Here is a 23,707-nt window from a genome sequence, read left to right as displayed (position 1 = left end):
GTAAAGATTCCCGGATTCCCTAAAGCAAGGGACAGCAATGAACGCACCAACGCCCACTGCACTCACCGTCAGCCAACTCAACCAGCGCGCCAAGCAGACTCTTGAGCGCGATGTGGGCGAGGTGTGGGTGGAGGGCGAGCTCTCTAATGTTTCCCGCCCGGCGTCGGAGCATGTCTATTTCACGTTGGAGGATGACCGGGCGCAGATTCGCTGTGCGCTGTTTCGTCAGCGAGCCTATAAAGCTTCTTGCCAACGCTCAGGGTAGGTCATGAGCGTTTGGATTTCTTCGGGTGCAGGTACATCACAAATCACTTGATCAAACTCATCAAGATGAGCAACACGCTGGATACCGCGCTGACATAATTTCGCTGACCCCATCAGCAGAACTTTACGGCCAGCGTGGCGCATCATGGTTTGTTTTACTTCTATTTTTTCACTATCGAAGTCGAGCAGGTAACCCTCTTCATCTATGCCCGAAACAGCAACCATCGCCACATCCAGCCGATAGCTGGTCAGCTCTTTGATGGTGCGCGACCCAGTCAGCGCCCCATCCCGTCCCGCCACCTTTCCGCCCACCACATGAATATCGAACAACTGATGCTGGGCAGCGAGCGTCAGCGCGGCCGTTAGGTTATGAGTGACCACGTGCAGCCTTTTACGGTAGTTCAACAACTCGCGTGCAACATGATCGCAGGTTGTGCCCGTATCCAGAAACAGCGCCTCGCCTTCCTGCAACTGCGATACCGCCAGGGTCGCCATACGCCCCTTCTCTACCTGCTGCGAATCCTGTTTGGTGGCGTAGCCAAGCCTCACCTGGGGTTTTTCGATCCGAGCCCCGCCCCGAAAACGCTGGAGTACGTTGGCGTCACACAGTTTACGAATGTCGCGCCGCACGGTTTGAGCGGAACAGTTGAGCCGCTGGGCAAGAAATTCGATCGAGGCATGCCCATGCAATTCAACCAAAGCAATTAACTCGCGATGGCGTGGGTTCAAATGCGCTAGGTCAGTCATCGGTAACAAACAATCCCCTGATAAAAAAATCCGGCCTTGCGACCGTCCGTCATCAAATTGACACAGCGGGGCGCGACCATAACGATCAAATTCTTACATTTTGATCAAAACATGACTCAGACATTACAAATTTATCTTGATGAATGCCAGCGTATCATGACGCACGCAGATGAGCCTCTGTCGCCCAAAATGCGTCCGCTTGGCGAGGCCAGTTGGCCAGCTGTACTGCAATCCCCCTGCCAGCCCCGCGAAGCGCTGATTGCGCTGAAGCACAGCAATACGCCGATGCAGCGGCCTCCGGTGGGCGTGATTGGGCCTCGCGAGGCCACCCAGCGCCAGCTTGAAATAGCCTATGCCTTAGGCTCGGGGCTGGCCGAGCTGAGCATTCCGCTGTTATGCGGTGGCCGGGGCGGCGTTATGGAAGCGGCCAGCAAGGGAGCCGCACTTCAAGGAGGCGAGGTCATCGGCCTGCTTCCCGATACCCACGCAGAGGCTGCCAATCCTTGGGTTACCCTACCTATTGCCAGCGGCTTGGGCGAGGCACGCAACGTGCTTATCGCCCGAGCCAGTGTGGTGCTGATCGCCGTAGGCGGCAGTTTGGGCACGCACACCGAGGTAGCCTTTGGCCGTCACTTTAATAAGCCTGTACTCACCTTCCCTGATGCCCCTAATGCCGAAGGCACTACGCCTATCTGCAGCGTGGAAGAAGCCTTAGCGCTAACGGCCGCACACCTATGGGGAATCACACAACCATCATGAATATATCAACAAACGATCAAATTCTTACATTATGGTCATTTATCTCTATTAACAGTTAGGGGCCAGATATGCGACTGATCACTTATTGCTACTTGGTTTACCTGTTGGCCCCTATCGTCCTACTGCTCGTAGGCGCTTTCGGCGACCAGTGGAGCAATACGCTGCTACCTGAGGGGTTAACCTGGCGTTGGTTTATCAGCGTATGGGAAGAAACCACCTATCGAAACGCCATGTTGACGACGCTCAAACTGGCCTTAACCACCTGTCTGATCAATATATTATTAGTCGTACCGCTGGTATATGGCGTAACGCTTAAATTCCCTGCTGTGGCTCAGAGCATCACGCGTCTTCTGGTCATGCTGCCGGTAGCCGTTCCCCAGTTGGTCATAGGCTTTGCTTTCATTCTGGCTTTTAGCACGGCCATGCTGCCCTGGCTAGGCAGCCCCTGGCTGCTAGTGGCAGGGCATGTGGTGGTGACGTTTCCCTACCTTTTCTACACCGTATATGCCGATATCGAAGCCTCTCCACTCAAGGCGTATGAACGCATGGCCCAGTCCCTTGGGGCAGCCGAGTGGCAACGTTTTGTACATCTCTATTTGCCGTTGGTATACCGCTCGGTATTTACCGGCAGCTTAACGGTTGCGGCGCTGTCCATTGGCGAGTTTGAGCTGAGCAACCTGATTTCAGGTTTTATGACCCAGCCCTACCCAGTGGTGTTGATCCAAGCGTTTTACCGCACCACAGGCTTCGCCTGCGCCGCAACGCTGTTTCTGCTCTCACTCGCTCTGCTGTTTTCGCTGTTTTCCACCCTGGTGCAGTGGCGGCTGGGCCGACCCTCCTCCCAGGAGTTACCGCAATGATTGCGCTTGAAAACATCCAGTTCCACTACCCCCATAGCAGCGTGGGTGTTCACGACATCAACCTACAGGTAGAAACGGGCGAATTTCTTGTGGTGGTGGGTGCCAGCGGCTCGGGAAAAAGTACGCTTTTACAGCTTATCGCGGGCTTTCTCACCCCGCTTCAAGGGCGCGTTCTGCTTGATCATCAAGATGTAACTCAGCTTACTTGCGGCGAGCGCGGGCTGGGAATCGTGCTGCAGGATTATGTGCTTTTCAACCATATGACAGTGCTTGGCAACGTCGCCTACCCGCTTAAGGTTAAAGGTGTTCGCCTGGGAGAGCGCCACCGACGCGCCCGCAAGATCCTCCATGATGTAGGCCTTGAGGCGTTGGAACATTGCTATCCATCCCAGCTTTCCGGTGGCCAGCAGCAGCGAGTGGCCATTGCACGCGCGCTGGTATTCGAGCCCCGTGCCCTTCTGCTCGACGAACCGTTTTCGGCGCTCGACGCTTCCCGGCGGGAGTCGATGCGCCAGGAGCTCAAGCATATACAGCGTCAATTCGGCGTCACCACGCTGATGATCACCCATGATCAAGAAGAGGCGCTGATGCTGGGCGATCACGTTGCCGTGCTTGAACAGGGCGAACTCCTTCAACACAGCGCGCCCCACCAACTTTATACGCAGCCTGTGAGTGAAGCCGTGGCACGTTTCATTGGTCGCACCAACTTTATCGACGCTCAGGTACTTGATTCGCAGCGCATTCAAACCGCCGACCTGGGCATCCTGGAAGTGACACCACACGCCTTTACTGTGGGGCAAACCGTGCGCGCCATGATTCGTCCCGAAGCAATTATTGCCAACCCAGCTAGCGATATCGCTAACCAGGCACCTGCCACGGTGATAGAGAGGCAGTTTCTGGGCGCCCAGCAACGTCAGTATCTTCTCTGCGGCACTACCACGTTGTCGCTTGAGTCGGCTTCAATGCCGGATCACATCACTCACGTGGCGCTTCCTCCCACTCATATCCACCTGTTCAATCGCTGAGGTACTATCATGCAACGCTCTTTTGCTTACTGCCTACTCTCCGCCCTTAGCCTGCTGCCTTTATCAGCGTATGCGGCTAACACGCTTGACGCTGAGCTCTACGACGGCGAGCAAGCCCTCTACGATGCCGCCCAGGAAGAAGGGCTGGTTGTATCATTTGATACCGGCCCCACCTGGGCCAATTGGCAAAGCCAGTTCAACCGTTTCACGGAACGCTACCCGGGTGTTCAAATTGTTTTTAACGACCTAGGCTCGGGTGCCACCGTGGTCGCTTTGGAGCAGGCCCGCAACCGTCCCCAGGCCGATACCGCCTACTACTACGCTTCTTCCGCCATTAATGCGCATGAGAAAGAGCTGTTAAGCCCCTTTACCCCCATCAATTTCGATAGCATTCCCGATGTCTTCAAAGCAGACGCGGGTGAGTGGTTCACAATCCACTCCTTGAATGTGGCTTTTATCGTTAATACGCAGTTAGTCGATGAAGTGCCGCAAAGCTGGGAAGACCTGCTCGATGAGCAGTACCGAAACAGTATCGTCTACCTTGACCCGCGCTCGACCGGGCAAGGCCAAGTCCTCACCCTGGCGGCCAATTATGCGATGGGGGGCGATCTCGATAATTTAACGCCGGGCATCGATTATCTTGCGGAGTTGAGCCGCATCGGTAATGTTGCCCGTGTGGTTGGCACCACGCCCTATGCGCAGTTCGTGCGCGGTGAAATTCCTATCTGGATCGGCTATGAAAACGACGGTCTAAAAGCCAGCATTACCGATGGCATGGGCGACAACGCTGCGGTGGTGATCCCCGAAGAGGCGTCGGTCGCAGCGCCGTACGCTATTTCACTGGTCAAGAACGGGCCAAACCCGAATGCCGGACGCCTATGGCTCAACTATGTCATGTCGGACGAGGGTCAACGTACCTTTGCGGAAGGATTTGTTCGCCCTGTCAACGGAGATATCGAGCTGCCCGACACGCTGGTAGAGGCGCCGCAGATTCGCCCGCTGGATGTGCAAAAAGCGTCGAGCATTAGCGCTGACCTCAGCCACCAGTGGACTCAGCACGTCCTTAATCAATAAGGCCACGCCATGCCTCGCCTGCGCTTTTTTAGCGTTTTGCCGCTGGTTCTACCCAGCGGCATTATTTACACGCTGTTTTTTATGGTGCCGCTGACACTGCTGATTATTGCAGCGCTTGAGTCACCTTTGATCACGGGTGCTCGTCTTCTCGACGAAGGGCTGGTGTTTAAAAGCTTAATAACCAGCGTTGCTTTATCCATTAGCACTGCGCTTTTGTCGGTCATCGTTGGTGTCGTGATTGCTGAGTTTCTCTATCATCAACCGGAACGGCGACGCTTTTTTCTTCTTTGGCTGATCTCTCTCCCGCTGATTTTCAGCGGCTTGATTGTGGCATATGGTTTTATCCTCTTGTTGGGGCGGGCAGGCTTTATCACACTGTCCCTGGCATCGCTGGGCGTAGACCCGGCATGGTTTGGCCGCTTTGTGTATACCCCACAGGGATTGGTGTTGGTGTATGCCTACTTCTTGGTACCCCGCGTGGTGTTACTGATGCTGCCTGTGGTTCAAGGGCTTGACCGCCGCCAACTGGTGATGGCCGAAAGCTTTGGTGCCTCTCGGTGGCAGCAAATTCGTGACGTGTACCTACCGCCGTTACTGCCTGCGTTGATCTCCTCCTGGAGCCTTTGTGCTGCCGTAGCTTTTGGCGCCTATGGTACGGCCCTGGCGCTTACCGGTTCACAGATCAACCTGCTGCCGCTCTTGCTATACAGCAATATTTCCGACGCAGGGTCTGATATGGCCTCTGTTGCTCTTCTTGCGCTGCTAATGATGTGTTGCTGCTTGTTGCTAACCCTTCCCGGCGAATGGATTCGTCGACGTTCTCAGCATCGATAGCGCTTGCGGGGCAACGAATTTGCCCCGCTCTATATTCGATGAGCGCTAGTATTTGATGCTAGGCTACAGTGCCCTGCCTTCAGATATCCGCCATGACCCAAACACCCGCCCAAACACTCTCCGTCAGCCAACTCAACCAGCGCGCCAAGCAAACCCTTGAGCGCGATGTGGGCGAGGTGTGGGTAGAGGGCGAGCTCTCTAACGTTTCTCGCCCCGCTTCCGGGCATGTTTATTTCACCTTGAAGGATGACCGGGCGCAGATTCGCTGCGCGCTGTTTCGTCAGCGGGCACGGTTTGTTTCGGCGCCGATGCGCGACGGTGATCAGGTCAAGCTGCGCGGGCGGGTGTCGCTGTTCGAGCCGCGGGGCGACTACCAACTAATTGCCGATGCTGTGCAGGCGGCGGGCCTGGGGGAACTGCTGGCGGCGTTTGAGCGCTTAAAAGCGCAGTTGGAAGGTGAAGGTGTGTTTGCCAACGCTCGGCCGCTGCCCTTCCCGCCCCGCAAGCTGCTGATCTTGAGCTCCGCCACCGGGGCAGCGATTCGCGATGTGCTGGCGGTGCTGGAAGCCCGCTGGCCGCTGGCGGACGTCACGCTGATACCGGTGCCGGTGCAAGGCGCGGAAGCCGCCCCGGCGATGATCTCGGCGCTGGCATTGCTTAACCGTCAGGCGCGGCTAGACCCGGAGCGGGACGTAATTTTGATCACTCGCGGCGGCGGTAGCCTGGAAGACCTCTGGGCGTTTAATAACGAACACCTGGCACGGGCGATTTTCCACTCCCGGCTGCCGGTAATGTCGGCGGTGGGCCACGAAGTGGATATTACCCTGGCGGATTTTGCCGCGGATATGCGCGCTCCCACCCCTTCTGCCGCTGCTGAGCGCCTAGTGCCGGATCAAAACACCCTTAAGCGCCAGCTTGAGCATCAACACAGTCGTTTGCAGCGGGCCATGCAGGCGCGCCTGGAGCGCGACAGCCAGCGGCTGGATACCCTGCGCGCCAAGCTGCGCCACCCCGGTGAACAGCTCAACCGCCAGCGCCAGCACTTAACCGCCCTCAATCAGCGCTTGAATCGTGCCATGCAGTTAACGCTCGGCCAGCAGAAAGCCCAGGTGACACAGCTGAGCAGGCGCTTGGCCAGCCAGGATATGGCACGGTTGCACCGTGCAGAAAGCGAGCGTGTGAGCCAGTTACAGCGCCGTTTGGGTAGTGCAATGCAGCGCCAGTTGGAGAGCCAACAGGCACGTTTGAAAGCCGCGGCGCGGGAGTTAAACGCGGTCAGCCCGCTGGCGGTGCTGGGGCGCGGCTATGCGATTGCCCAGGATGAGCAGGGCCAGGTCATTCGCCGCGCGGAAGATACTCAGCCCGGCCAGAAGCTGAAACTGAAGCTAGGTGAAGGCAGGCTAAGTGTGGAAGTTAAGCGGCGTCTAAAGTCCGGGGGTTAAAGACCTAAGTTAAATGGCCGATATCTTCTAACAATGAGGAGAGGATACCGCCATGAAGATTGGATTTTCGTCATTTACACTAATTAATCAGCGCCAAGATAAGCCGCAGTTTTTAACGCCTACCCGCGTCGCCCCCCAAAAGAGCGAGCCTGCTGAAGACGACCCGTTCACAAAGCGTCTTAAAAAGCAGCAGGAAGCGCTGGAAAGCTTGGCGTCGCTGCCTACTCCAAAGGAAGCCTCCCAGCAGCAGGCCACCGATAAAGTGGGCTTCCTGCGTCAGCGGATTGAAATGCTGAAAGCCATGATGGCCTTCGCCTCTCCTGAACAGCTTAAAAACATGGCCAAGGAGCTCAAGAGCATCGCCCGTGAGCTTGCCGGTGCGGCTAAGCTGTTGAACAACCAAGGTGGCGGTGGTGCAGGCATGACCGCTATCCCGTCCGTGGTTGCAACGCCAGCAGTTCCTACGACAGCAGCTCAACCGGCCGTGGCTCAAACCAGCGGAGCCGAATCAGCGGGGGCCCCGGCGGGTGGCGATGAGAGCGCCCAGGCAACGGTTTCCAGTGACGCGCAGCAAGCCGAAGCCAGTGCGGAAACAGCCGAAGATGATGCTGAAAAGGCTGCTGAGCAAGAGGCCGAGAAGGCAGCGGGCGAGCCTGAAGCTGATGAATCTAACGAGGTCGGCGTATTACCGAGCCTGCCCAACCTCATTCAGAATGAAGACAACCGCTCGAAATCCAATGGCCCCAGCGCTAGTGAACACGCACTCCGCGGCGTACTGACTGACGCTCAGAAAGTGCTGCGCGAAGCAGTTAACGAACTTAAGGTTCGGCTGAATGAAGAAGATAAAGAAGCTCGTCGTGAGCTAAAGAAAGCTGAAGAAGCCATGGAAAAGACGGATCGAGCGGTTGCAGCATCCACTTCTGACGCCCTCTACTCCTCATTGGGGCAGTTACTGCCTACCTCGCTAGGTGACGTTGCCGTATCAACGTCCTCTATCAACATTGAGGTTTAGCGTTGATAGAAAAGGCGCTACCGGAAGTAGCGCCTTTGTTGTTTTGCGTTGGCCTAAAAAATGTTGCATAGATTATTTCTTGGTATCCCTGCCTGACTTTTTATCGTCATCGGACTCCGGGTTTACATGATGAGTATCCGGCATCGGATTGGCCTCATCATGGTGGTCATCCTTCTCTTTAGGGGCTTTCTGGTCTTTATCGGGAACTTGAGTCATCGCTTCTTCCTTACCGTAGTGGGTGAGCGAAAGAGTGGGAGGCGTTCGTGGTGCCTCCTATCCCTGGCTGACTTAACTGTAGCCCTTCCCCTTCAACTTGCAATTCACCCTCATAAGCACCCACGACATAACTGCAATTAAACAATATTTAAAACAAACACTTAAAACAAGTAAATAGCTTTATAGCAGCTACATTAGCAATATTGATAGCATCAATAACCTGCCACTATCATTTCTCTGCATGACCAACCGTTTTATTGCTCAGCGTTCGCTTCCTGGTTTGCCGTTGTTACTACCTTGGTCTACGTTTACAGCGTGAAGGTACTCGAGGATACGAGGGCCTGAACAGTGGTTAGTAAGTGATGTTTTACGATGACTAACCGTATGTGCAAACCAAATTGTGCCAACAATGGAGTGACCGCACATGAGTGATCAACACCAACCACCCCAGCACCAGGATAAACAGCCTGGTGATGAATACGCCATGCGCCCGGAGCCCGAATACATCCGTGAAAGCTACCGGGGCGCCGATAAGTTACTGGACAAGGTCGCGATTATTACCGGTGGCGACAGCGGCATAGGGCGCTCAGTCGCCGTTCACTATGCCCGCGAAGGTGCTGACAGCGTGATCGTGCACCTTAAAGAAACCAAAGATGCGGAAGAGACCAAGCGGCTGGTGGAAGCCGAAGGCCGTCGCTGTTTGGTTTTGAAAGGCGATGTGGCAGCGCCAGCGTTTTGCCGTGAGATCGTTAAGCGCACTCTCGATCACTTCGGCAAGATCAATATCGTCATCAACAACGCCGCCGAGCAGTACGATTGGGATGACATTACCGAGATCCCCGATGACCAACTGCTGCGCACCTTCCAGACCAATATTTTCAGCCACTTCTATCTCAGCAAATCTGCCCTGCCGCATCTCAGCGAAGGCGACACCATTATTGCCACCTCATCGATCAATGCCTTTAAGGGCAACGATACGCTGATCGATTACACCGCCACCAAGGGCGCTATTCAGGGGCTGGTGCGTTCGTTGGCGATGTCGCTGATGGATCGTGGCATTCGCGTGAATGCCGTAGCGCCAGGGCCGGTATGGACCCCGCTGATTCCCGCCAGCTTTGAAGATGAGAAGGTAGCGTCATTCGGCGGCCAGGTACCCATGAAGCGCGCCGGGCAGCCCAGCGAAATGGGCCCTGCCTATGTCTATTTGGCCAGTGAGGAATCCTCCTACATGAGTGGCCAGACCATGCACCTGAATGGCGGCGTTATCTTAAATACCTAAGCGTTTCTTATATAAGATATAGCGCGCATTCCCGGGGTGGCTTTGAGCCACCCTTTTGTTAGAACACTGTTCATACAATCACGGCAACGCCAAAATATTCCCGCTCGGGAATATTTAATCCTAATAACCCGACGAGACGACTGATAATTACCGCTCGGTAATTATCGAAGGATTTATCTGACAGTAATGTTGGGTCAATAAGCCTCGCTTCTCACTGCCGCCTGGGGATAGCCGTCGCATACGTATTGAGATGCGAGAGGTGTTCATCCGCTTGCTGCAAAGCGTCTAGCGTCTTAGGCCGGTCAAATTCCGCCAATAAACTGCACAGTACTTCGGAAATGGCTAATGCCGGGGTTAGCGTGTGGAAAAAGCTATCGGTTTCCGTGGGGCATAGAATCGTCTGCGCTGACATCCCCACCAGCGGCGACACTTCACTATCGGTGATGGAAACAATCCCCACCCCCTTATCTTTTGCCAGTTGGGCCAGTTCCAGCGTCCCTGTTGCATAAGGTTTGATGGAGATAACGAGCAATACATCCTCAGATGTGGCACGAATTAGTCCATCTCCGCCGGTTCCCCCAGGCCCATCCAGATGCACCGAGCGCTCGCCCAGTAGGGTCATCACGTAATGGAAATGCCAGGCAACGGCATGGCAGGAACGTAACCCCAGCACGTATACCTTTCTCGCTGATCTCAGCCTAGTGGCGGTGGCTTCCAGCTGCCGCAGCGAATCAGGCTCGCAGAGCTTAGCAAGCTGGGCACTCAGCCCTTGAAGCATATGCGAAGCGGTATCGCTGACTCCCCTTTCACTGCCTTCATCTACCCGCTGGCGAACCTTGGCCGCAAAGCCATCGCCCCCCTGACGTAACACCGCTGCATGCTGCGCCCGAAGTTCGTCGTACCCTGGCAATCCCAAGAACTTGGCAAGCCGTGTCATGGTGGCGGGTTGCACACCCGCTAGGCGCGCCACCTCGCGCATGGACACCAGCGCCACTTCCTCCGGATACTCAAGCACGTAGCGAGCGGCCTGTTGCAGCTGCGCAGACATGGCATCGTACTGGGCAATAATCTGCTCTCTTAGGGAATCGCTCGGCTGCATAGTAGTTGGCTCTGTGAAGAAATAAGGGTTGGCTCTGCAAAGAAATGATCTACATGTTTCACACTATATTTAAATGATTTATTTGTTGCAAACATCTTTGTGAGTGTGCCAATCTCATTGTCATATGAATTACTCACCGTTTGATAATGAGGGAAAGAGGCTATGACGCGTATTCTTCACCGCGGTATCGGCGGGAAACTGCCTCATGCTGCGTCGGCACAGGGCGTCTATATCACGGATACCACGGGGCGTCGCTATCTGGATGGGTCGGGAGGCGCTGCGGTCACCAGCGTCGGGCATGCTCACCCGGAAGTGCTGGCCGCCATGCGCTCACAGATCGATAGCCTCTGTTACGCCCACACCTCATTTTTCACTACCGATGCCGCCGAAGCACTTGCCGAAAAGCTCGTGGATTTAGCCCCCGCAGGGCTGGATTACGTCTACTTGGTGTCGGGTGGGTCAGAAGCCGTTGAAGCGGCGCTGAAAATGGCCCGGCAGTACTTTGTAGAGATTAATCAGCCCCAGCGGCGGCATATCATTGCCAGACGCCAGAGCTACCACGGCAATACCATCGGCGCGTTGGCAACCGGTGGCAATGCCATGCGGCGCCAGCAGTTTCAGCCCATCCTGCCAGAAACCCACCATGTATCGCCCTGCTATGCGTATCGCGACAAGGGCACCGATGAGACGCCCGAGGCCTACGCGGCACGGCTTGCCGAGGAGCTTGAGGCAAAGATTCTGGGACTTGGCCCTGAAGAAGTCATGGCCTTCGTTGCCGAACCCGTCGTCGGTGCCACCTTAGGGGCGGTCGCTTCTGAGGCGGATTACTTCAAACGCGTGCGTGCCATTTGCGATAAATACGGCGTACTGCTGATCCTCGACGAAGTGATGTGCGGCATGGGAAGAACCGGCACCGTCTTCGCCTGCGAACAAGATGGGGTAACGCCGGACATCGTTACGATCGCCAAGGGTTTGGGCGGCGGTTATCAGCCTATCGGCGCGGTGATGCTATCGGCCAACATCTACGCCAGTTTTGCCAATGGGTCTGGGCTGTTTCAGCATGGCCATACTTATCTTGGCCACCCTGTGGCCGCCGCGGCCGCCAACAAAGTGGTTGAGATCATTGCACGGCCAGAGACGCTGGCGAACGTAAATGCCATGGGCACGAGATTGCAGAGCGGCCTTGAAGCGGCGCTCGGCGCATCCCCCCATGTGGGCGATATTCGCGGCAGGGGCTTGTTTCGCGGTATCGAGATTGTCGCGGACAGGGAAAGCAAAACACCTTTCGATCCGGCTAGAAAGATTTACGCCAAGATCAAGCGGCAGGCCATGGCGCGTGGCCTGATCAGCTACCCGATGGGCGGCACTATTGATGGCATTTATGGCGACCATATCTTGCTGGCACCGCCCTATATCATTGCGCCTGGCGAAGTAGACCTGATCATTGAGCGTATTGCCGAGGCCATAACCGCCGCCATCGCAGAGTGATGACACAATCAACAACATCTGAAAGGAGACCACCCATGCCCTCTTCTCCCTGCCCGCCTATTTCCGATGCCGACTGGCCTGAGGAGATCCCTGATTTACGCGAGGGCTTTGCTGGCGCACTCAACGTTTATCGCACCATGGCCAATCACCCGGCCTTGCTTAGAGCGTGGGCGCCCTTGCGCCAACACGTTGTTAAGGAGAATGCGTTAGGCCCGGAGCTGACCGAAGTGGTGATTTTACGCGCGGGTTTACGTATGGGCTCTGCCTATGAGTGGGCCCATCATGTTAGTCGTGCACTCGCCCTGGGATTCTCCGAACACCGGATCACGGCTATTCGCGGTACTCCCGAAGGCGTTGACGGTCTTATCGTCAATGCCGTGGATGCGTTATTCGATGAGCGCATGCTGGCCAAGGAGCAGGAAGCAGAACTGGCCGAGGCGATCGGGCGCAAAGCAGTGATCGACCTGATCGCCATGGTGGGTTTTTATTCGGTGCTGGGCTATCTGCTCAAAACCTACGACACACCGATTGACGACACTATTCAACAAGAAGCGCAAAAACAGCCGGCGCTGTTTTCGCTAATGCCGAGTTCGACCCGCTAAACCAGATCTGCTAACTAGCCACCCAATTTTCAATAAGCGAATTACGCTAATTGCTTAACCAACACCTTCGATTTACGGGCGTGATTGTAGGTTTCGCGTTTCAGCGGGGGTAGGTCTTCCAGGCTGGCGGCGCGGAAGCCGTGTTCCACAAACCAGTGGGCGGTGTGGGTCGTCAGCACGAACACTTCAGTTAAGCCGCGCTGGCGGGCGCGGCGCTCCATGGCCTCCACCAGGCGCTCGCCCCGCTCGCCACCGCGGTAGCTGTCGTGCACCGCCACGCAGGCGAGTTCGGCAATGCTGGTATCAGTAAATACATGCAGCGCGGCGCAGCCAATCACCATACCGTCGCGCTCGATCACCATGTAGTCATCGATTTCGTGCTCCAGGCGCTCCCTTGAGCGTGCGACCAGCATGCCCCTCCGCTCTAGCGGTTCCAGCAGTTCCAGCAAGCCCGCTACATCGTTGAGCGTGGCCGGGCGCAGCTGTTCGTAGCGGTGCTGGGTAATCATGGTGCCCACGCCGTCCCGGGTGAACAACTCACCCAGCAGGGCATCGTGGTTGCGCCAGGAAAGCAGGTGCGTACGCGCCACGCCTTCCCGTGCGGCGGTGCAGGCGGCCTGTAAGTGGCGGGCTAGCTCGCTGCCTGGCACTGCGGCGCTTAAACGCGGCTCGGCCTCCGCTGGGGAGAGCTGACGCAGCAGCGCGCCCTGCTCATCTTCCAAGCCTTCGGATTCCCCCAGCAAGATCAGCTTATCGGCTTTCAGCGCCACGGCGGCGTGTTGAGCGACTTCAGAGGCATCCAGATCAAACACCTCACCTGTACTGGAGAACCCGAGCGGTGGCAGTAGCACCAGCGAGCCTTTTTCCAGTAGGCCTTCAATGGCGCTGGCACGCACCCGGCGTACTTCGCCGCTGTGGTCGAAATCCACCCCTTCGCGCACGCCTAACGGCTTGGCGGTCACTAGGTTGCCGGAGATCACGCTCAGTTCCACACCGTGCAGCGGCGTGCTGGGCAGGCCAAGGGAGAGCCGTGCTTCAAGCCATAGCCGCTGGTGGGCAGCTACCTGCTCAACGTGAGCCATCACCGCGCGATCCGCGACCCAGCGGCCATCGATGCGCGTGGGCTCTACGCCAGCGGCAGTCAACGCTTCATGCACCTGGGGGCGAATGCCGAACACGACAACCAAACGCACGCCCAGGGTATGCAGCAGCGCCAAATCCTGAATCAGTTGCTCCCCTCGGCCAGACGCCATGGCTTCGCCTTCAATTAAGATGACAAAGGTTCGCCCCCGGTGGGCATTGATGTAGGGGGAAGCGTTACGAAACCAATCAACAAAAGGGAAGCGCGTATCCAAGGGCCGCTCTCCGGCAGCAGGTGAAAGAAACAATCTCAAAAACAATCTCAAAAACAATCTCCAGTTACTTTACCAGAGCACGAAAAACAGCGGCACCTTCAAATGCAAATCTGCTCGATCTAATGCAGATAAACATGAAGATGCCGCTGTGATCTTATCGCTCAGATGCTTCTAAAGCCTTTCGAGCCTTGGCGTACTACGTTTACAAGTGCTGTTTATTATTCGTTAGCCGAACATGCCCTTGAACATAAAGAAGAACAGAATCGCCAGGCCAGCGCCTGCTGGTAGCGTGATCAGCCATGACATGGCAATCGTGCCGATGACCCGCAGGTTCAATGCCGCCATGCCGCGTGCCAGCCCCACCCCAAGAATCGCGCCTACCAGGGTGTGGGTGGTGGAAATCGGCAGGCCAGTGCCCGAGGCCAGCACCACCGTCGTGGCTGCCGCCAGGGTAGCGGCAAAGCCACGGCTGGGGGTCAGTTCCGTAATCCCGGTGCCCACAGTAGCGATGACCTTATGGCCATAGGTGACCAAACCCACCACGATGCCGCTGCCGCCAAGTACCAGCACCCACCAGGGCACCAGTGCAGAGCCGCCAATTTCACCGCCGGTTTGCACCACGCTGATGACTGCCGCCAGTGGGCCAACCGCATTCGCCACATCGTTGGAGCCGTGGGCAAAGGCCATGGCGCAGGCGGTGAAGATCATCAGCACGCCGAACACACGCTCAACATTGGCATAACCGAAGTGGTCGTTGGTATTGTGCTCGAACTTGATACGCCGCTGCATGATCAGACCAATACCCATGATCACCAGGCCCAGCAGGATCGACAGCAACAGGCTCTGATTGAAGGTTAGATCCAACCCCACATGAGATAACCCTTTGGTCAGCGTGACCATCGAAACGATGAAACCTACCAGAAACACATAGCCGGGTACGTAGCGTTTGGCAGCCGTGAACGGGTTGGCGTCCTCGAAAATCAGGTGGTGTACCGATTTAAACAGCACGAAACCGATGGTACCTGCCAACAAGGGGGAGACCACCCAACTGGCGGCAATCTTGCCTACCGCACCCCAGTCCACCGTGGCAGGGCCTAGCCCTGCAACCGCAAAGCCTACGATCGCGCCGACAATCGAGTGCGTCGTGGAAACCGGCCAGCCTTTCATGGAGGCCACCAGCAGCCATGTTCCCGCCGCCAGCAGTGCTGCCAGCATGCCGTAGACCAGCAATTGTGGGTCGTCCTGTAGCAGTTCGGGGTCGATAATACCTTTACGGATCGTATTGGTAACTTCGCCACCGGCTAGCCAGGCACCCAGGAATTCAAAAATGACCGCAATCAGGATAGCCTGTTTGATGGTGATCGCTTTCGACCCCACCGAGGTTCCCATGGCATTGGCCACGTCGTTGGCGCCAACGCCCCAGGCCATGAAAAAGCCAAACAAACAGGCCAGGATGATAAAAATTTCACCGTGCTGGGCAATAATCAGCATGAAAGTCCCCTTAGCGGGCAGTCAGGATCTGCAGACGGCTACCCACGCGCTCGGCGCGGTCGGATAGTTCGCCAACCCATTCAATGATCTTGTAGAGAAAGATCACGTCCACTGGCGGTAGCTGGCTCTCAAGCTTGAACAGCTGGCGGCGAATAGTGATCTGTTGGTCGTCGGCTTGGTGTTCGAGGGTGTGCAGCTCACGGATCATCTTCTGCATCACATCCGAGACGTTTTTGCCAAAGCCGGACTCGAGTAGATCCTTGAGCTCTTCTAGCGCTTGACGCGCTTGCGCCACGCAGGCAACGCTGGTTCGAATGTAGTCGCGCATCGGCGCGGCCAGCTCATCCGGCACGCGCATTTTACGCCCCAGCATAATGCCGGTAATGTCACGCACCTTGTTGGCGATCTTGTCCTGTACGCTGATCAGATCAAGCAGATCGGAGCGCGACACCGGAAGAAACATGGTGTTGGGCAGGTTCAACCGCAGCTCTGTTTTCAGCGTATCGGCGTCATGCTCTAGGCGGGTGACGTTTTCGCGCAGCTCAGCCGCTTTGTCCCAGTCATCAACCAGGGTTGCTTCAAAAAACGGCAACAGCTGATCGGCACACTCATTCGTCTTGACGATATGGGCCAATAACGGCTGGAATGGCGAGCGGCCAAACATCGAAGAAAAAGGATTGGAGGTAACCATAATGCCTTTTAGCCTGTTTTCGGGGAGCCTGGAAATGGCGGCGCCAGTATAAAGAGTGCGCCTGCCGCCGTCATGAAAAGTTCACAAATGTAATCAAATATTCATTTAAATGTCACGATAACGAGGTGGCTAGCGTCATGAAAAGCCCAAACCCCATGGAAGTGGAACTTAAACTGGCCCTTGCCCCGACAGGGCCTGCGGCGCTGACTCAACACCCGTATCTCGCTTCACACGCCGTGCGTAAACAAACGCTGACCAATACCTACTTTGATACCCCTCAGGGTGATCTGGCGAAAGCACATATTGCGCTGCGACTTCGCCAGGTAGACGGCCAGGTGCTGCAAACGGTGAAAACCGCTGGCCAAGGTGGTGGCGGGCTTTCCCAGCGCGAAGAGTGGGAGTGGCAGATTGCTGGCCCGCAGTTGGATCTCGCTTCAATTGCCAAGCTCCCCCCTTTTCAAGGCGAACTTAGCGGTGTGCTAGATGCCCTCGCCCCCCAACTCAGCACCGATTTCACACGGCGTAGCTGGCAGCTAAAAGAGGGCGGACAAGGTCAGGAAAGCCATATCGAGCTGGTATTGGATGAAGGCGAAATTATTAGCGGTGGCTACCGCACGCCGATTCGCGAAGCAGAGCTCGAATTAAAAGGCGGCGAGCCTGAAGCTCTGTGGGCACTGGCATTAACCCTTGCTGAACAGGTAGCGCTGCGGCCCTCGGACAGTAGCAAGGCGGCCCGTGGCAATGCGCTTAGTACCCAACACTGGCCGCTCCCCGAAGCGCACTCCCCGGCAGAGTGGCTGCACCGTGCCACGCTGGCGCTGGACGCCTACCACGACAGCCAACAAGCCAGCTTTTTAAACGATGCCCAGCAGGCGCTGGCCACTCTCGCCGAACATCCCGAACTGGATGCCACCGCACGCGCTTATGCCCAGGCGCTGCCTGGCGCGCTCGATGCGGACGGCCAGCCCAATGCAGCCTACGGTAAAGCGGCGTTAGCGCTCGCCCATCGCTTGGCGTACCAAACCGCGCTACGCTAGGTCCTAGCGCACTTTTCAGGACGGCATTGAGGTCCACTTCAGGATGATGCAATGAATTTAAACTTAACCCCCGGCGCGGAAGGCCTACGCACCCGCCTGTTTCATATCATATTTGAGTCTGACACGCCGGGAGCAAAAGCTTTTGATATCGCCTTGATTGTGGCGATTCTACTCAGCGTTGCGGTCATTATGCTGGGCAGTATCGAGACTTATGCCGAGCGGTACGGTGAGCTATTCTTCTATCTTGAGTGGGCCTTCACGCTATTGTTCAGCATTGAGCTGATCTTGCGCATTTACTGCCTGGAAAAGCCGACACTCTATTTAAGAAGCTTTTACGGGATCGTCGACTTGATTGCCGTGTTGCCCCCATGGCTAGTGCTTTTGGTACCCGGCGCCCATGGATTGGTGATCGTTCGTCTGCTGCGGGTACTGCGCATTTTTCGTATTCTGCGCCTGATGGAGTTTGTCGGCGAGGCGCGTCTTTTAATGGATGCCCTTAAACGCAGCATGCGCCAGATCTTGCTGTTTTTTAGCGCCATATTAATGGTGATCACCCTGTTCGCGGCGTTGATGTACACCATCGAATCCTCTGAGGCGGGCTTCACCAGTATTCCGATGTCGATGTACTGGGCCATCGTCAGCATGACCACCGTCGGCTATGGCGACATCGTCCCCGCTACGGCGCTGGGTAAATCGATTACGGTGGTACTCATGCTGCTCGGCTACTCGATCATTGCCGTGCCCACCGGGGTGTTTTCCGCTCAGGTGATTCGCTCGATCCGTGAAGAGCGTTACTCCGAAGAAGCCTGCCCCGGCTGCGGTCACGAACGCCATGAAAAACGCGCCCGCTACTGCCTACGCTGCGGCACCTGGCTGGACGAAGACAGCGAAGACCCGCGCAAGAAGGACGATGACAAAAAAGATGACGTTCAAGAAAATAGCCACAAGAGTGACTAAGACAAGAACGCGCCCCGAGACAGCTAAACTAAATCGTCAAACAAAATAGCCAAATCTGGGGCGCGCAGCGTTTATTTAATGCGGTATGGAGTGGTTATCTAACCGATCACTCCACTTCGTGCGGGGCTTCCCAGGCGTCTAACTCAGCCTCGCTCCAGGCACCGTAAGTAGCGTTGGGGAACACGATCCAATCGTTGCCAAAACGCTCGGCATTCTCTTCAACAAGCGCATGCTGCTGGTCAAGGTCGGCGCCCGCGAAGTCACCCGCGAAATCGTGAAGGGAATCACCCAGCTGCATCACCAGCGTGTGGTTATCCACCACTTCCGCGCGGCGTTCTGCCTTGGCAGGCCCCAGCAACATCACGCTCTGTTCAGAGACTTGGGGTAGCTCTAGCGCTTCCAAGGTGGCGATAGTGTCGGCCTCGTTCTCCTGGTAGCGATCAGAGACGTAAAAAATAGCCACACCCTGCTCATCCGCGTAATCCAGGAACGCTTTGGCACCCGGCATCAAACGCGGTTCGCCTTCACGCTCCCAATGCTTCCATGTGTCCCAGGTGGTGTAGTCGTGGCACGCCTGCATGTCGCGAACCAACAGAGCGCTATTATCCAGCACCGTTTCATCCAGGTCGGTAATGATCGCCAAGTCGTCGCTACCACCATGCGCCTCAATCTGATCCTCAAGCCGGTAGGTGGCGAGGGCAAAACCCTGACGCTGCAGAGCAGCGGCTTCAGCAGACTGCTGTTGATAGCGCAGGCCCATTGCATAGGCTTCCTGGGCACATATTTCTGCGTCATCACTATTTGCATGGCTGGTCAGCGGTAAAGCGGTGAGACTGGCTAGAGCAGCAAGGGTGCAGAGGCGAGAAGGGAATGGCTTCGTCATTGAATGATCTCCTGGGCTAGGCGATCTCAAAAAGACGAGGCGATTCCTCGCCTTAAAGGATCACAATTTATTATCGAAAAGAACCGTTAGGATCATATTTTATTTTCATTGAACATTCAAATAATGAAAAATAGACAAATTCCCTGCTCATTAAAGCTAAAAGCAGGGATTTGCTCTGAAAAGTGTTTTTAGACGACGAAAGGAGAAATATCGCCGCGCCCTTCACGGATGATTTTCGGCGGCAGTTCGCGCAGGTCGATGACGCTGGTGGGGTCTAAATGGCAGGCGCCGCCGTCGATAATGGCATCCAGGTGGGCGCCAAAACGCTCGCGGATCTCTTCCGGGTCGTTCATGGGCAGGTCATCGCCCACCGGAATCAACGTTACGCTCATCAACGGCTCGCCTAATGCGGCCAGTAACGCGTGGGTAATGCGGTGATCCGGTACGCGCACGCCAATGGAGCGACGCTTGGGATGCAGTAGCAGGCGCGGCACTTCTGAAGTGGCATCCAGAATATAAGTGTAAGGCCCTGGGGTATGGGCTTTCAGCAACCGAAATACATCGTTATCCACCTTGGCGTAGGTGCCAATTTCCGAGAGATCGGAGCACACCAGGGTGAAGTTGTGTTTATCGTCCAGCGAACGTATCCATTTTATCTTCTCAATGGCTTTCTTCTCACCCAGATGGCAGCCAAGGGCATAGCCCGAATCAGTGGGGTAAGCAACCACACCGCCTTTACGAATGATCGCAATCGACTGATCGATGAGGCGTTTCTGAGGGTTTTCCGGGTGAATCTGAAAATATTGGCTCATTGGTAACTCCTATCCGTAGGCACTGCCTATACAGCATAGCCGACTTGGCTTTTAACTGACCGGGCTTTGAAATGATCCGGCTGTGATTTAACCGACCGCCAGCAGGCCGGGTGACGCATCACGCAGGTGCAGCAGCCGGGGGTGCTGCCATATGGGGGGCGCCGCCGTGCGCGGCACCAGGCTCATGCTGCCGGGGGCCGCATGACTGCCAGGGAAGTGAAAATCGCTGCCCATAGAGGCGTAAAGGTCGCGCTCCACTAGCTGACGCGCCAGGTCGCGGGTGCTATCCGGGTTCTGCTGGCCGCTGACCAGTTCAACCGCTTGGCCGCCCGCCGCTTGGAAGGTATCCATCAACAGGCCACGCTTGCGCCGGGTTAAGCCGTGGCGCAGTGGATGGGCAATCACGGCCACACCGCCGGAATCAACAATCCAGCTCACGGCTTCGCTGATTTCCGGCCAGTGGGCTTTAACATCGCCCTTTTTGCCGCTGCCCAGATAGCGCTTGAAGGCGCTGGCCCAGTCGGGCACCACGCCTTCCGCTACCAGCGCGCGGGCAAAGTCCGGGCGGCCTAGCGGGCGGTCGCTGCCGGCGTGCAGGCGTGCTTTTTCCAACGCGTTGGATAAACCGACTTTTTCCAGCCTTTCGGCGATCACTGCTGCACGCTGTATCCGCGCTTCACGCTGCTGAATCAGGCCTTCCACCATTGGCCCCTGTAAGCCACCGGGCATCAACGCCACCACATGGATATTGACGCCCTGCCAGCGTGTGGATAACTCACAGCCGGGGATAAGACACAGCCCTGCTTGCTCCGCCGCGCGGCCCGCTTCTTCAATGCCGTCCATGGTATCGTGATCGGTGAGCGACATGTGCGTCAGCCCGCGTTCGGCACACAGGGTTACCAGCTCGGTGGGCGTTAACGCGCCATCGGAAGCGGTTGAGTGCATGTGCAAATCAACTGGGTAGCGCTGATCGGCATCAAAGGTATAGGGAAGTCGAGGCATAAGCATGACGCCGTGTGGCCAGTTTGTCAGAATGCGCTTTTCAGCTGTGAATGAACCCTTCGCAATGGGTAAGATATGGTGCGCGCTTATGCCAGTGCGGTCAATTAACGGTCACTTTGCATCCTCGTCTTATCAAGGAGTTAACCCCAAATGCTGTATGCCATTATGAGTGAAGATGTACCCAATAGCTTAGAGCGCCGCTTAGCGGCCCGGCCAGACCACTTGGCACGCCTGGAAGCGCTGCGCGATGAAGGCCGCCTGGTACTGGCTGGCCCTCACCCTGCCATCGACGCTGAAAATCCTGGCGATGCAGGCTTTTCCGGCAGCTTGGTGGTAGCGGAATTCGACAGCCTGGAAGGCGCCAAGGCATGGGCCGACGCCGACCCATACATTATTGCAGGGGTGTATGCCAAGGTAATTGTTAAGCCGTTCAAGAAAGTTATGCCTTGACGCCAATAGGCAAGTATGGAGGGTTCGTCGGCTTTTTCACAGAGCCTGTGGAAAACTCTGTGCAAACCCGGCGGACGCTTTGCGCTAAGCCAGAGATAACGCCAGCGCTAACAAATTGATCATTTTTTAACCACCTGTTCATCAATACGGATACCTGCGTGACCCAACGTTCAAACGCTTTGCCACCGCTTGCGGCATTAACGACGCCAACCCTTACCTGGAACGAGGGAGCCCCCCACGCAACAGCGTTTGATGACATCTATTTCACCCGTGGCGATGGGCGCGCAGAGACCGAACATGTATTTCTGGGTGCCAACCACCTGCCCGAACGCTTTACCGCCTGGGAAGCCGCGCGGCCCTTTGTGATTGGCGAAACCGGCTTTGGCACCGGGCTCAATATGCTCTGCGCCTGGGCCTGTTTTGAACAACATGCCCCTTCTTCTGCACGACTGCACCTGTTATCCACAGAGAAGTTTCCCCTTGAGCTAGCTGCCCTTGAACAAGCATTAGCTAGCTGGCCCTCGCTGGCGACTTATGCACAGGCGCTCTGTGCCCAGTGGCCCGCTGCGGTTAGCGGCATTCACCGCCTGCACTTAACCGATCGCGTCACCCTTGATCTGCATTTCGGCGATACCACTGAGCGCCTGGAGCAGTTGGATGGTCAGGTCGACGCCTGGTTTTTAGACGGCTTTGCGCCGTCTAAAAACCCCGATATGTGGCAGCCTGAATTGTTTAACGCCATGGCCGCCCGTTCACGCCCCGGCGCGACTTTCGCCACTTTCACCTGCGCAGGCATCGTTAAGCGGGGCCTGAAAGCGGCGGGCTTTAACTGGAAGAAAGTGCCGGGCTATGGCCGCAAGCGGGAAATGCTAGCGGGCAGTATCGAAGCTCCACCAGCGGATCACCGCCGCCAGGCCACTCCCTGGTTTATCCCACCGCCTGCGACACCGGCCAAGCACGTTGTGATAGTCGGCGCCGGGTTGGCGGGAAGCAGCGTAGCGGCAGCGCTGGCACGCCGGGGCATTAAGGTGACAGTGGTGGAGCGCGAAGCACCCGGTGCGGGCGGTTCGGGTAATCGCCAGGGCGCGCTATATGTAAAGCTTGCCGCCGAGACCAATCACCAAAGCCGGGTTTATCTTGCTGGGCTGTTGTACAGCCAGCGCTGGTTAACGCAGCAAAACTCCCCCCAAAGCTTATGGCAGCCCTGCGGCGTGGTGCAGTTGGCAAGCAGTGATAAAGAGGCACGCCGCCAGCAGCGTTTTATCGAGCAACACCCGCTGCCACCTGAAGTCGTCACGGGCATGGAGACCCCGACGTTAACCGAAACGGCGGCAATCACCGTCAGTGCACCTCACGGGCTTTATTATCCACAGGCGGGGTGGGTAAGGCCTAAGGCGCTGTGTGAGTACTTGCTTAGCCAAGCAGGCATTAGCTTGCAGCAAGGCGACGTTAGCTCCCTTACCCAACTAGAAAACGGCTGGCAACTGAACTTGGCCGATGGCAGTACGTTGGGGGCGGATCAGGTGGTGATTGCCAGCGCGTATTTGGCTAACCGCTTTACGCAAACGGCGGAATTACCGCTACAGTCGGTGCGCGGCCAGATTAGCGAGATAACGCTACCCGATGAGGTGGCGGGCCCTAAACGCGTCGTCTGTGCTGGCGGCTATGTGGCGCCCGCTTTAGAGGGTGTGCTGACCTTCGGGGCTAGCTTTGTACCCAACAATGCGACAACTGATGTGACGGATGACGACCATCAGCGCAATATCGATGAGCTGCGCCAGACGCTGCCCGCGTTGGTAAAGGCGTTGGAACATACAGGCATTGAGCTGAGCCCTGAGAACCTTAAGGGCCGTGCCGCCGTGCGTGCAGCAAGCCCCGACAAAACCCCTTACGCTGGGCCGGTGCCGGTGGCAGAAGCATGGCGAACGGATTATTCGCTGCTGAGCAAAGATGCCACCCGCGTGGCGGAGATACCTGGCAGGCACCATCCAGGCCTGTGGATATCCACCGCCCACGGCTCAAGGGGGCTCGCCAGCGCGCCGCTTTGTGCCGAGGTAATCGCCTCACGAATCTGCGATGAACCAATGCCACTGGAAGCGCCGCTGGTCGATCATCTGCATCCGGGGCGGCGGATTATTAGTGGGATTATTCGTGGCGAGAATGCTTAATAGAAAACCGGGTAACAGCTCTTTTTTGTCACTGCGAAGTACTCCGCCTCATTATATGGGGTGCCATTGCAAACGCAGTGAAGCAAACTGGGGTGGGGGCCCCGACAGGTTGAGATTGCTTCGTCGTTTCACTCTCGCCATGACACATTGGCTGGGTGCC

Annotated in this window: 23 protein-coding genes and 1 pseudogene; 15 read left to right on the top strand and 9 right to left on the bottom strand. The window is 56.5% G+C overall.

The genetic code is table 11. From position 1 onward, the window contains the following. Positions 1-37: 37 nt before the first annotated feature. Positions 38-235, top strand: a pseudogene (locus ACW17M_RS11650) (exodeoxyribonuclease VII large subunit); the annotation flags it as partial. On the opposite strand, the gene ACW17M_RS11645 reads toward ACW17M_RS11650, so the two are convergent. Continuing rightward, complete coding sequence (locus ACW17M_RS11645) at positions 235-1,011, bottom strand: DeoR/GlpR family DNA-binding transcription regulator (protein ID WP_457547432.1); 777 nt, start codon at positions 1,009-1,011, stop codon at positions 235-237. The pseudogene ACW17M_RS11650 and the gene ACW17M_RS11645 overlap by 1 nt on opposite strands. Positions 1,012-1,122: 111 nt before the next feature. Here ACW17M_RS11645 and ACW17M_RS11640 point away from each other — a divergent pair, with 111 nt between their 5' ends. The 7 genes from ACW17M_RS11640 (at position 1,123) to ACW17M_RS11610 (ending at position 8,017) form a co-directional block, all read left to right on the top strand. After that, positions 1,123-1,770, top strand: a complete 648-nt coding sequence (locus ACW17M_RS11640) for a TIGR00725 family protein (protein ID WP_457547431.1) — start codon at positions 1,123-1,125, stop codon at positions 1,768-1,770. A gap of 68 nt (positions 1,771-1,838) precedes the next feature. Continuing rightward, complete coding sequence (locus tag ACW17M_RS11635; RefSeq protein WP_457547430.1) at positions 1,839-2,630, top strand: ABC transporter permease; 792 nt, start codon at positions 1,839-1,841, stop codon at positions 2,628-2,630. Next, complete coding sequence (locus ACW17M_RS11630) at positions 2,627-3,655, top strand: ABC transporter ATP-binding protein (RefSeq protein WP_457547429.1); 1,029 nt, start codon at positions 2,627-2,629, stop codon at positions 3,653-3,655. The genes ACW17M_RS11635 and ACW17M_RS11630 overlap by 4 nt, the downstream gene beginning before the upstream one ends. 9 nt (positions 3,656-3,664) lie before the next feature. Next, a complete protein-coding gene (locus ACW17M_RS11625; protein ID WP_457547428.1) occupies positions 3,665-4,729 on the top strand; it encodes an extracellular solute-binding protein in 1,065 nt (354 codons plus the stop codon). Between the two features lie 9 nt (positions 4,730-4,738). Then, positions 4,739-5,563, top strand: a complete 825-nt coding sequence (locus tag ACW17M_RS11620) for an ABC transporter permease (protein ID WP_457547427.1) — start codon at positions 4,739-4,741, stop codon at positions 5,561-5,563. Positions 5,564-5,655: 92 nt separating this feature from the next. After that, entirely contained in the window at positions 5,656-7,005 is a 1,350-nt protein-coding gene (xseA, locus tag ACW17M_RS11615) for an exodeoxyribonuclease VII large subunit (RefSeq protein WP_457547426.1), read from the top strand. Positions 7,006-7,057: 52 nt separating this feature from the next. After that, a complete protein-coding gene (locus ACW17M_RS11610) occupies positions 7,058-8,017 on the top strand; it encodes a hypothetical protein (RefSeq protein ID WP_457547425.1) in 960 nt (319 codons plus the stop codon). 72 nt (positions 8,018-8,089) lie between these two features. On the opposite strand, the gene ACW17M_RS11605 is transcribed toward ACW17M_RS11610, so the two are convergent. Further along, a complete protein-coding gene (locus ACW17M_RS11605; protein ID WP_022519932.1) occupies positions 8,090-8,233 on the bottom strand; it encodes a hypothetical protein in 144 nt (47 codons plus the stop codon). Positions 8,234-8,657: 424 nt separating this feature from the next. Between ACW17M_RS11605 and ACW17M_RS11600 the strand changes: the two genes are divergently transcribed. After that, complete coding sequence (locus ACW17M_RS11600) at positions 8,658-9,512, top strand: SDR family oxidoreductase (RefSeq protein WP_027957334.1); 855 nt, start codon at positions 8,658-8,660, stop codon at positions 9,510-9,512. A 211-nt stretch (positions 9,513-9,723) separates the two neighbouring features. Here the strand turns inward: ACW17M_RS11600 and ACW17M_RS11595 are convergent, their stop codons facing one another. Then, on the bottom strand, positions 9,724-10,611 hold the full coding sequence (locus ACW17M_RS11595; protein ID WP_457547424.1) for a MurR/RpiR family transcriptional regulator: 888 nt from the start codon (positions 10,609-10,611) through the stop codon (positions 9,724-9,726). A gap of 162 nt (positions 10,612-10,773) precedes the next feature. On the opposite strand from ACW17M_RS11595, the gene ACW17M_RS11590 reads away from it, so the two are divergent. Beyond that, positions 10,774-12,099, top strand: a complete 1,326-nt coding sequence (locus ACW17M_RS11590) for an aspartate aminotransferase family protein (RefSeq protein WP_457547423.1) — start codon at positions 10,774-10,776, stop codon at positions 12,097-12,099. A gap of 35 nt (positions 12,100-12,134) precedes the next feature. Continuing rightward, positions 12,135-12,701 carry a carboxymuconolactone decarboxylase family protein gene (locus ACW17M_RS11585; protein ID WP_457547422.1) on the top strand — a complete coding sequence of 189 codons (567 nt, stop codon included), beginning with the start codon at positions 12,135-12,137 and terminating at the stop codon, positions 12,699-12,701. 41 nt (positions 12,702-12,742) lie between these two features. Here ACW17M_RS11585 and argA read toward each other — a convergent pair whose 3' ends face one another. From argA to ACW17M_RS11570, 3 genes are all read right to left on the bottom strand, one after another. After that, positions 12,743-14,056 (bottom strand): amino-acid N-acetyltransferase, encoded by a 1,314-nt coding sequence (argA, locus tag ACW17M_RS11580; RefSeq protein WP_233975489.1) that lies wholly within the window; start codon positions 14,054-14,056, stop codon positions 12,743-12,745. Between the two features lie 225 nt (positions 14,057-14,281). Next, complete coding sequence (locus ACW17M_RS11575) at positions 14,282-15,547, bottom strand: inorganic phosphate transporter (protein ID WP_027957338.1); 1,266 nt, start codon at positions 15,545-15,547, stop codon at positions 14,282-14,284. A gap of 10 nt (positions 15,548-15,557) precedes the next feature. Next, the gene (locus ACW17M_RS11570; RefSeq protein WP_009286796.1) at positions 15,558-16,238 is read right to left on the bottom strand and encodes a TIGR00153 family protein; all 681 of its coding nucleotides are present in this window, start codon (positions 16,236-16,238) and stop codon (positions 15,558-15,560) included. A 137-nt stretch (positions 16,239-16,375) separates the two neighbouring features. Between ACW17M_RS11570 and ACW17M_RS11565 the strand changes: the two genes are divergently transcribed. Further along, positions 16,376-17,275, top strand: coding sequence for a CYTH domain-containing protein (locus ACW17M_RS11565; RefSeq protein WP_041157630.1), 900 nt, complete (start codon positions 16,376-16,378; stop codon positions 17,273-17,275). A 51-nt stretch (positions 17,276-17,326) separates the two neighbouring features. Then, complete coding sequence (locus ACW17M_RS11560) at positions 17,327-18,232, top strand: ion transporter (RefSeq protein ID WP_457547421.1); 906 nt, start codon at positions 17,327-17,329, stop codon at positions 18,230-18,232. Between the two features lie 106 nt (positions 18,233-18,338). On the opposite strand, the gene ACW17M_RS11555 is transcribed toward ACW17M_RS11560, so the two are convergent. From ACW17M_RS11555 to ACW17M_RS11545, 3 genes are all read right to left on the bottom strand, one after another. Beyond that, positions 18,339-19,115 carry a 5'-nucleotidase, lipoprotein e(P4) family gene (locus tag ACW17M_RS11555; protein WP_022519942.1) on the bottom strand — a complete coding sequence of 259 codons (777 nt, stop codon included), beginning with the start codon at positions 19,113-19,115 and terminating at the stop codon, positions 18,339-18,341. A 188-nt stretch (positions 19,116-19,303) separates the two neighbouring features. Further along, positions 19,304-19,927, bottom strand: a complete 624-nt coding sequence (locus ACW17M_RS11550) for an L-threonylcarbamoyladenylate synthase (RefSeq protein ID WP_190373948.1) — start codon at positions 19,925-19,927, stop codon at positions 19,304-19,306. An 87-nt stretch (positions 19,928-20,014) separates the two neighbouring features. After that, positions 20,015-20,935: a PHP domain-containing protein gene (locus tag ACW17M_RS11545; RefSeq protein ID WP_159176105.1), complete on the bottom strand. Its 921-nt coding sequence runs from the start codon at positions 20,933-20,935 to the stop codon at positions 20,015-20,017. A 144-nt stretch (positions 20,936-21,079) separates the two neighbouring features. On the opposite strand from ACW17M_RS11545, the gene ACW17M_RS11540 reads away from it, so the two are divergent. Further along, positions 21,080-21,379, top strand: coding sequence for a YciI family protein (locus ACW17M_RS11540; RefSeq protein WP_138800953.1), 300 nt, complete (start codon positions 21,080-21,082; stop codon positions 21,377-21,379). 158 nt (positions 21,380-21,537) lie between these two features. Then, positions 21,538-23,547 (top strand): bifunctional tRNA (5-methylaminomethyl-2-thiouridine)(34)-methyltransferase MnmD/FAD-dependent 5-carboxymethylaminomethyl-2-thiouridine(34) oxidoreductase MnmC, encoded by a 2,010-nt coding sequence (mnmC, locus tag ACW17M_RS11535; protein WP_457547420.1) that lies wholly within the window; start codon positions 21,538-21,540, stop codon positions 23,545-23,547. Positions 23,548-23,707 lie beyond the last annotated feature (160 nt).

The organism is Vreelandella sp. 2A-K22 (genome assembly GCF_054065485.1).
This window is presented reverse-complemented; position numbering and strand designations above follow the sequence as displayed.

What these genes read in the sequence shown, in the direction of transcription:
- ACW17M_RS11645 (WP_457547432.1), bottom strand. Translation starts at nt 1,011, where the DNA reads ATGACTGACCTAGCGCATTTGAACCCACGCCATCGCGAGTTAATTGCT.
- ACW17M_RS11560 (WP_457547421.1), top strand. Translation starts at nt 17,327, where the DNA reads ATGAATTTAAACTTAACCCCCGGCGCGGAAGGCCTACGCACCCGCCTG.
- ACW17M_RS11570 (WP_009286796.1), bottom strand. Translation starts at nt 16,238, where the DNA reads ATGGTTACCTCCAATCCTTTTTCTTCGATGTTTGGCCGCTCGCCATTC.
- ACW17M_RS11590 (WP_457547423.1), top strand. Translation starts at nt 10,774, where the DNA reads ATGACGCGTATTCTTCACCGCGGTATCGGCGGGAAACTGCCTCATGCT.
- ACW17M_RS11635 (WP_457547430.1), top strand. Translation starts at nt 1,839, where the DNA reads ATGCGACTGATCACTTATTGCTACTTGGTTTACCTGTTGGCCCCTATC.
- ACW17M_RS11620 (WP_457547427.1), top strand. Translation starts at nt 4,739, where the DNA reads ATGCCTCGCCTGCGCTTTTTTAGCGTTTTGCCGCTGGTTCTACCCAGC.
- ACW17M_RS11585 (WP_457547422.1), top strand. Translation starts at nt 12,135, where the DNA reads ATGCCCTCTTCTCCCTGCCCGCCTATTTCCGATGCCGACTGGCCTGAG.
- ACW17M_RS11545 (WP_159176105.1), bottom strand. Translation starts at nt 20,935, where the DNA reads ATGCTTATGCCTCGACTTCCCTATACCTTTGATGCCGATCAGCGCTAC.
- ACW17M_RS11540 (WP_138800953.1), top strand. Translation starts at nt 21,080, where the DNA reads ATGCTGTATGCCATTATGAGTGAAGATGTACCCAATAGCTTAGAGCGC.
- ACW17M_RS11610 (WP_457547425.1), top strand. Translation starts at nt 7,058, where the DNA reads ATGAAGATTGGATTTTCGTCATTTACACTAATTAATCAGCGCCAAGAT.
- ACW17M_RS11565 (WP_041157630.1), top strand. Translation starts at nt 16,376, where the DNA reads ATGAAAAGCCCAAACCCCATGGAAGTGGAACTTAAACTGGCCCTTGCC.
- ACW17M_RS11550 (WP_190373948.1), bottom strand. Translation starts at nt 19,927, where the DNA reads ATGAGCCAATATTTTCAGATTCACCCGGAAAACCCTCAGAAACGCCTC.
- ACW17M_RS11595 (WP_457547424.1), bottom strand. Translation starts at nt 10,611, where the DNA reads ATGCAGCCGAGCGATTCCCTAAGAGAGCAGATTATTGCCCAGTACGAT.
- xseA (WP_457547426.1), top strand. Translation starts at nt 5,656, where the DNA reads ATGACCCAAACACCCGCCCAAACACTCTCCGTCAGCCAACTCAACCAG.
- ACW17M_RS11575 (WP_027957338.1), bottom strand. Translation starts at nt 15,547, where the DNA reads ATGCTGATTATTGCCCAGCACGGTGAAATTTTTATCATCCTGGCCTGT.
- ACW17M_RS11600 (WP_027957334.1), top strand. Translation starts at nt 8,658, where the DNA reads ATGAGTGATCAACACCAACCACCCCAGCACCAGGATAAACAGCCTGGT.
- ACW17M_RS11555 (WP_022519942.1), bottom strand. Translation starts at nt 19,115, where the DNA reads ATGACGAAGCCATTCCCTTCTCGCCTCTGCACCCTTGCTGCTCTAGCC.
- ACW17M_RS11625 (WP_457547428.1), top strand. Translation starts at nt 3,665, where the DNA reads ATGCAACGCTCTTTTGCTTACTGCCTACTCTCCGCCCTTAGCCTGCTG.
- ACW17M_RS11630 (WP_457547429.1), top strand. Translation starts at nt 2,627, where the DNA reads ATGATTGCGCTTGAAAACATCCAGTTCCACTACCCCCATAGCAGCGTG.
- ACW17M_RS11640 (WP_457547431.1), top strand. Translation starts at nt 1,123, where the DNA reads ATGACTCAGACATTACAAATTTATCTTGATGAATGCCAGCGTATCATG.
- ACW17M_RS11605 (WP_022519932.1), bottom strand. Translation starts at nt 8,233, where the DNA reads ATGACTCAAGTTCCCGATAAAGACCAGAAAGCCCCTAAAGAGAAGGAT.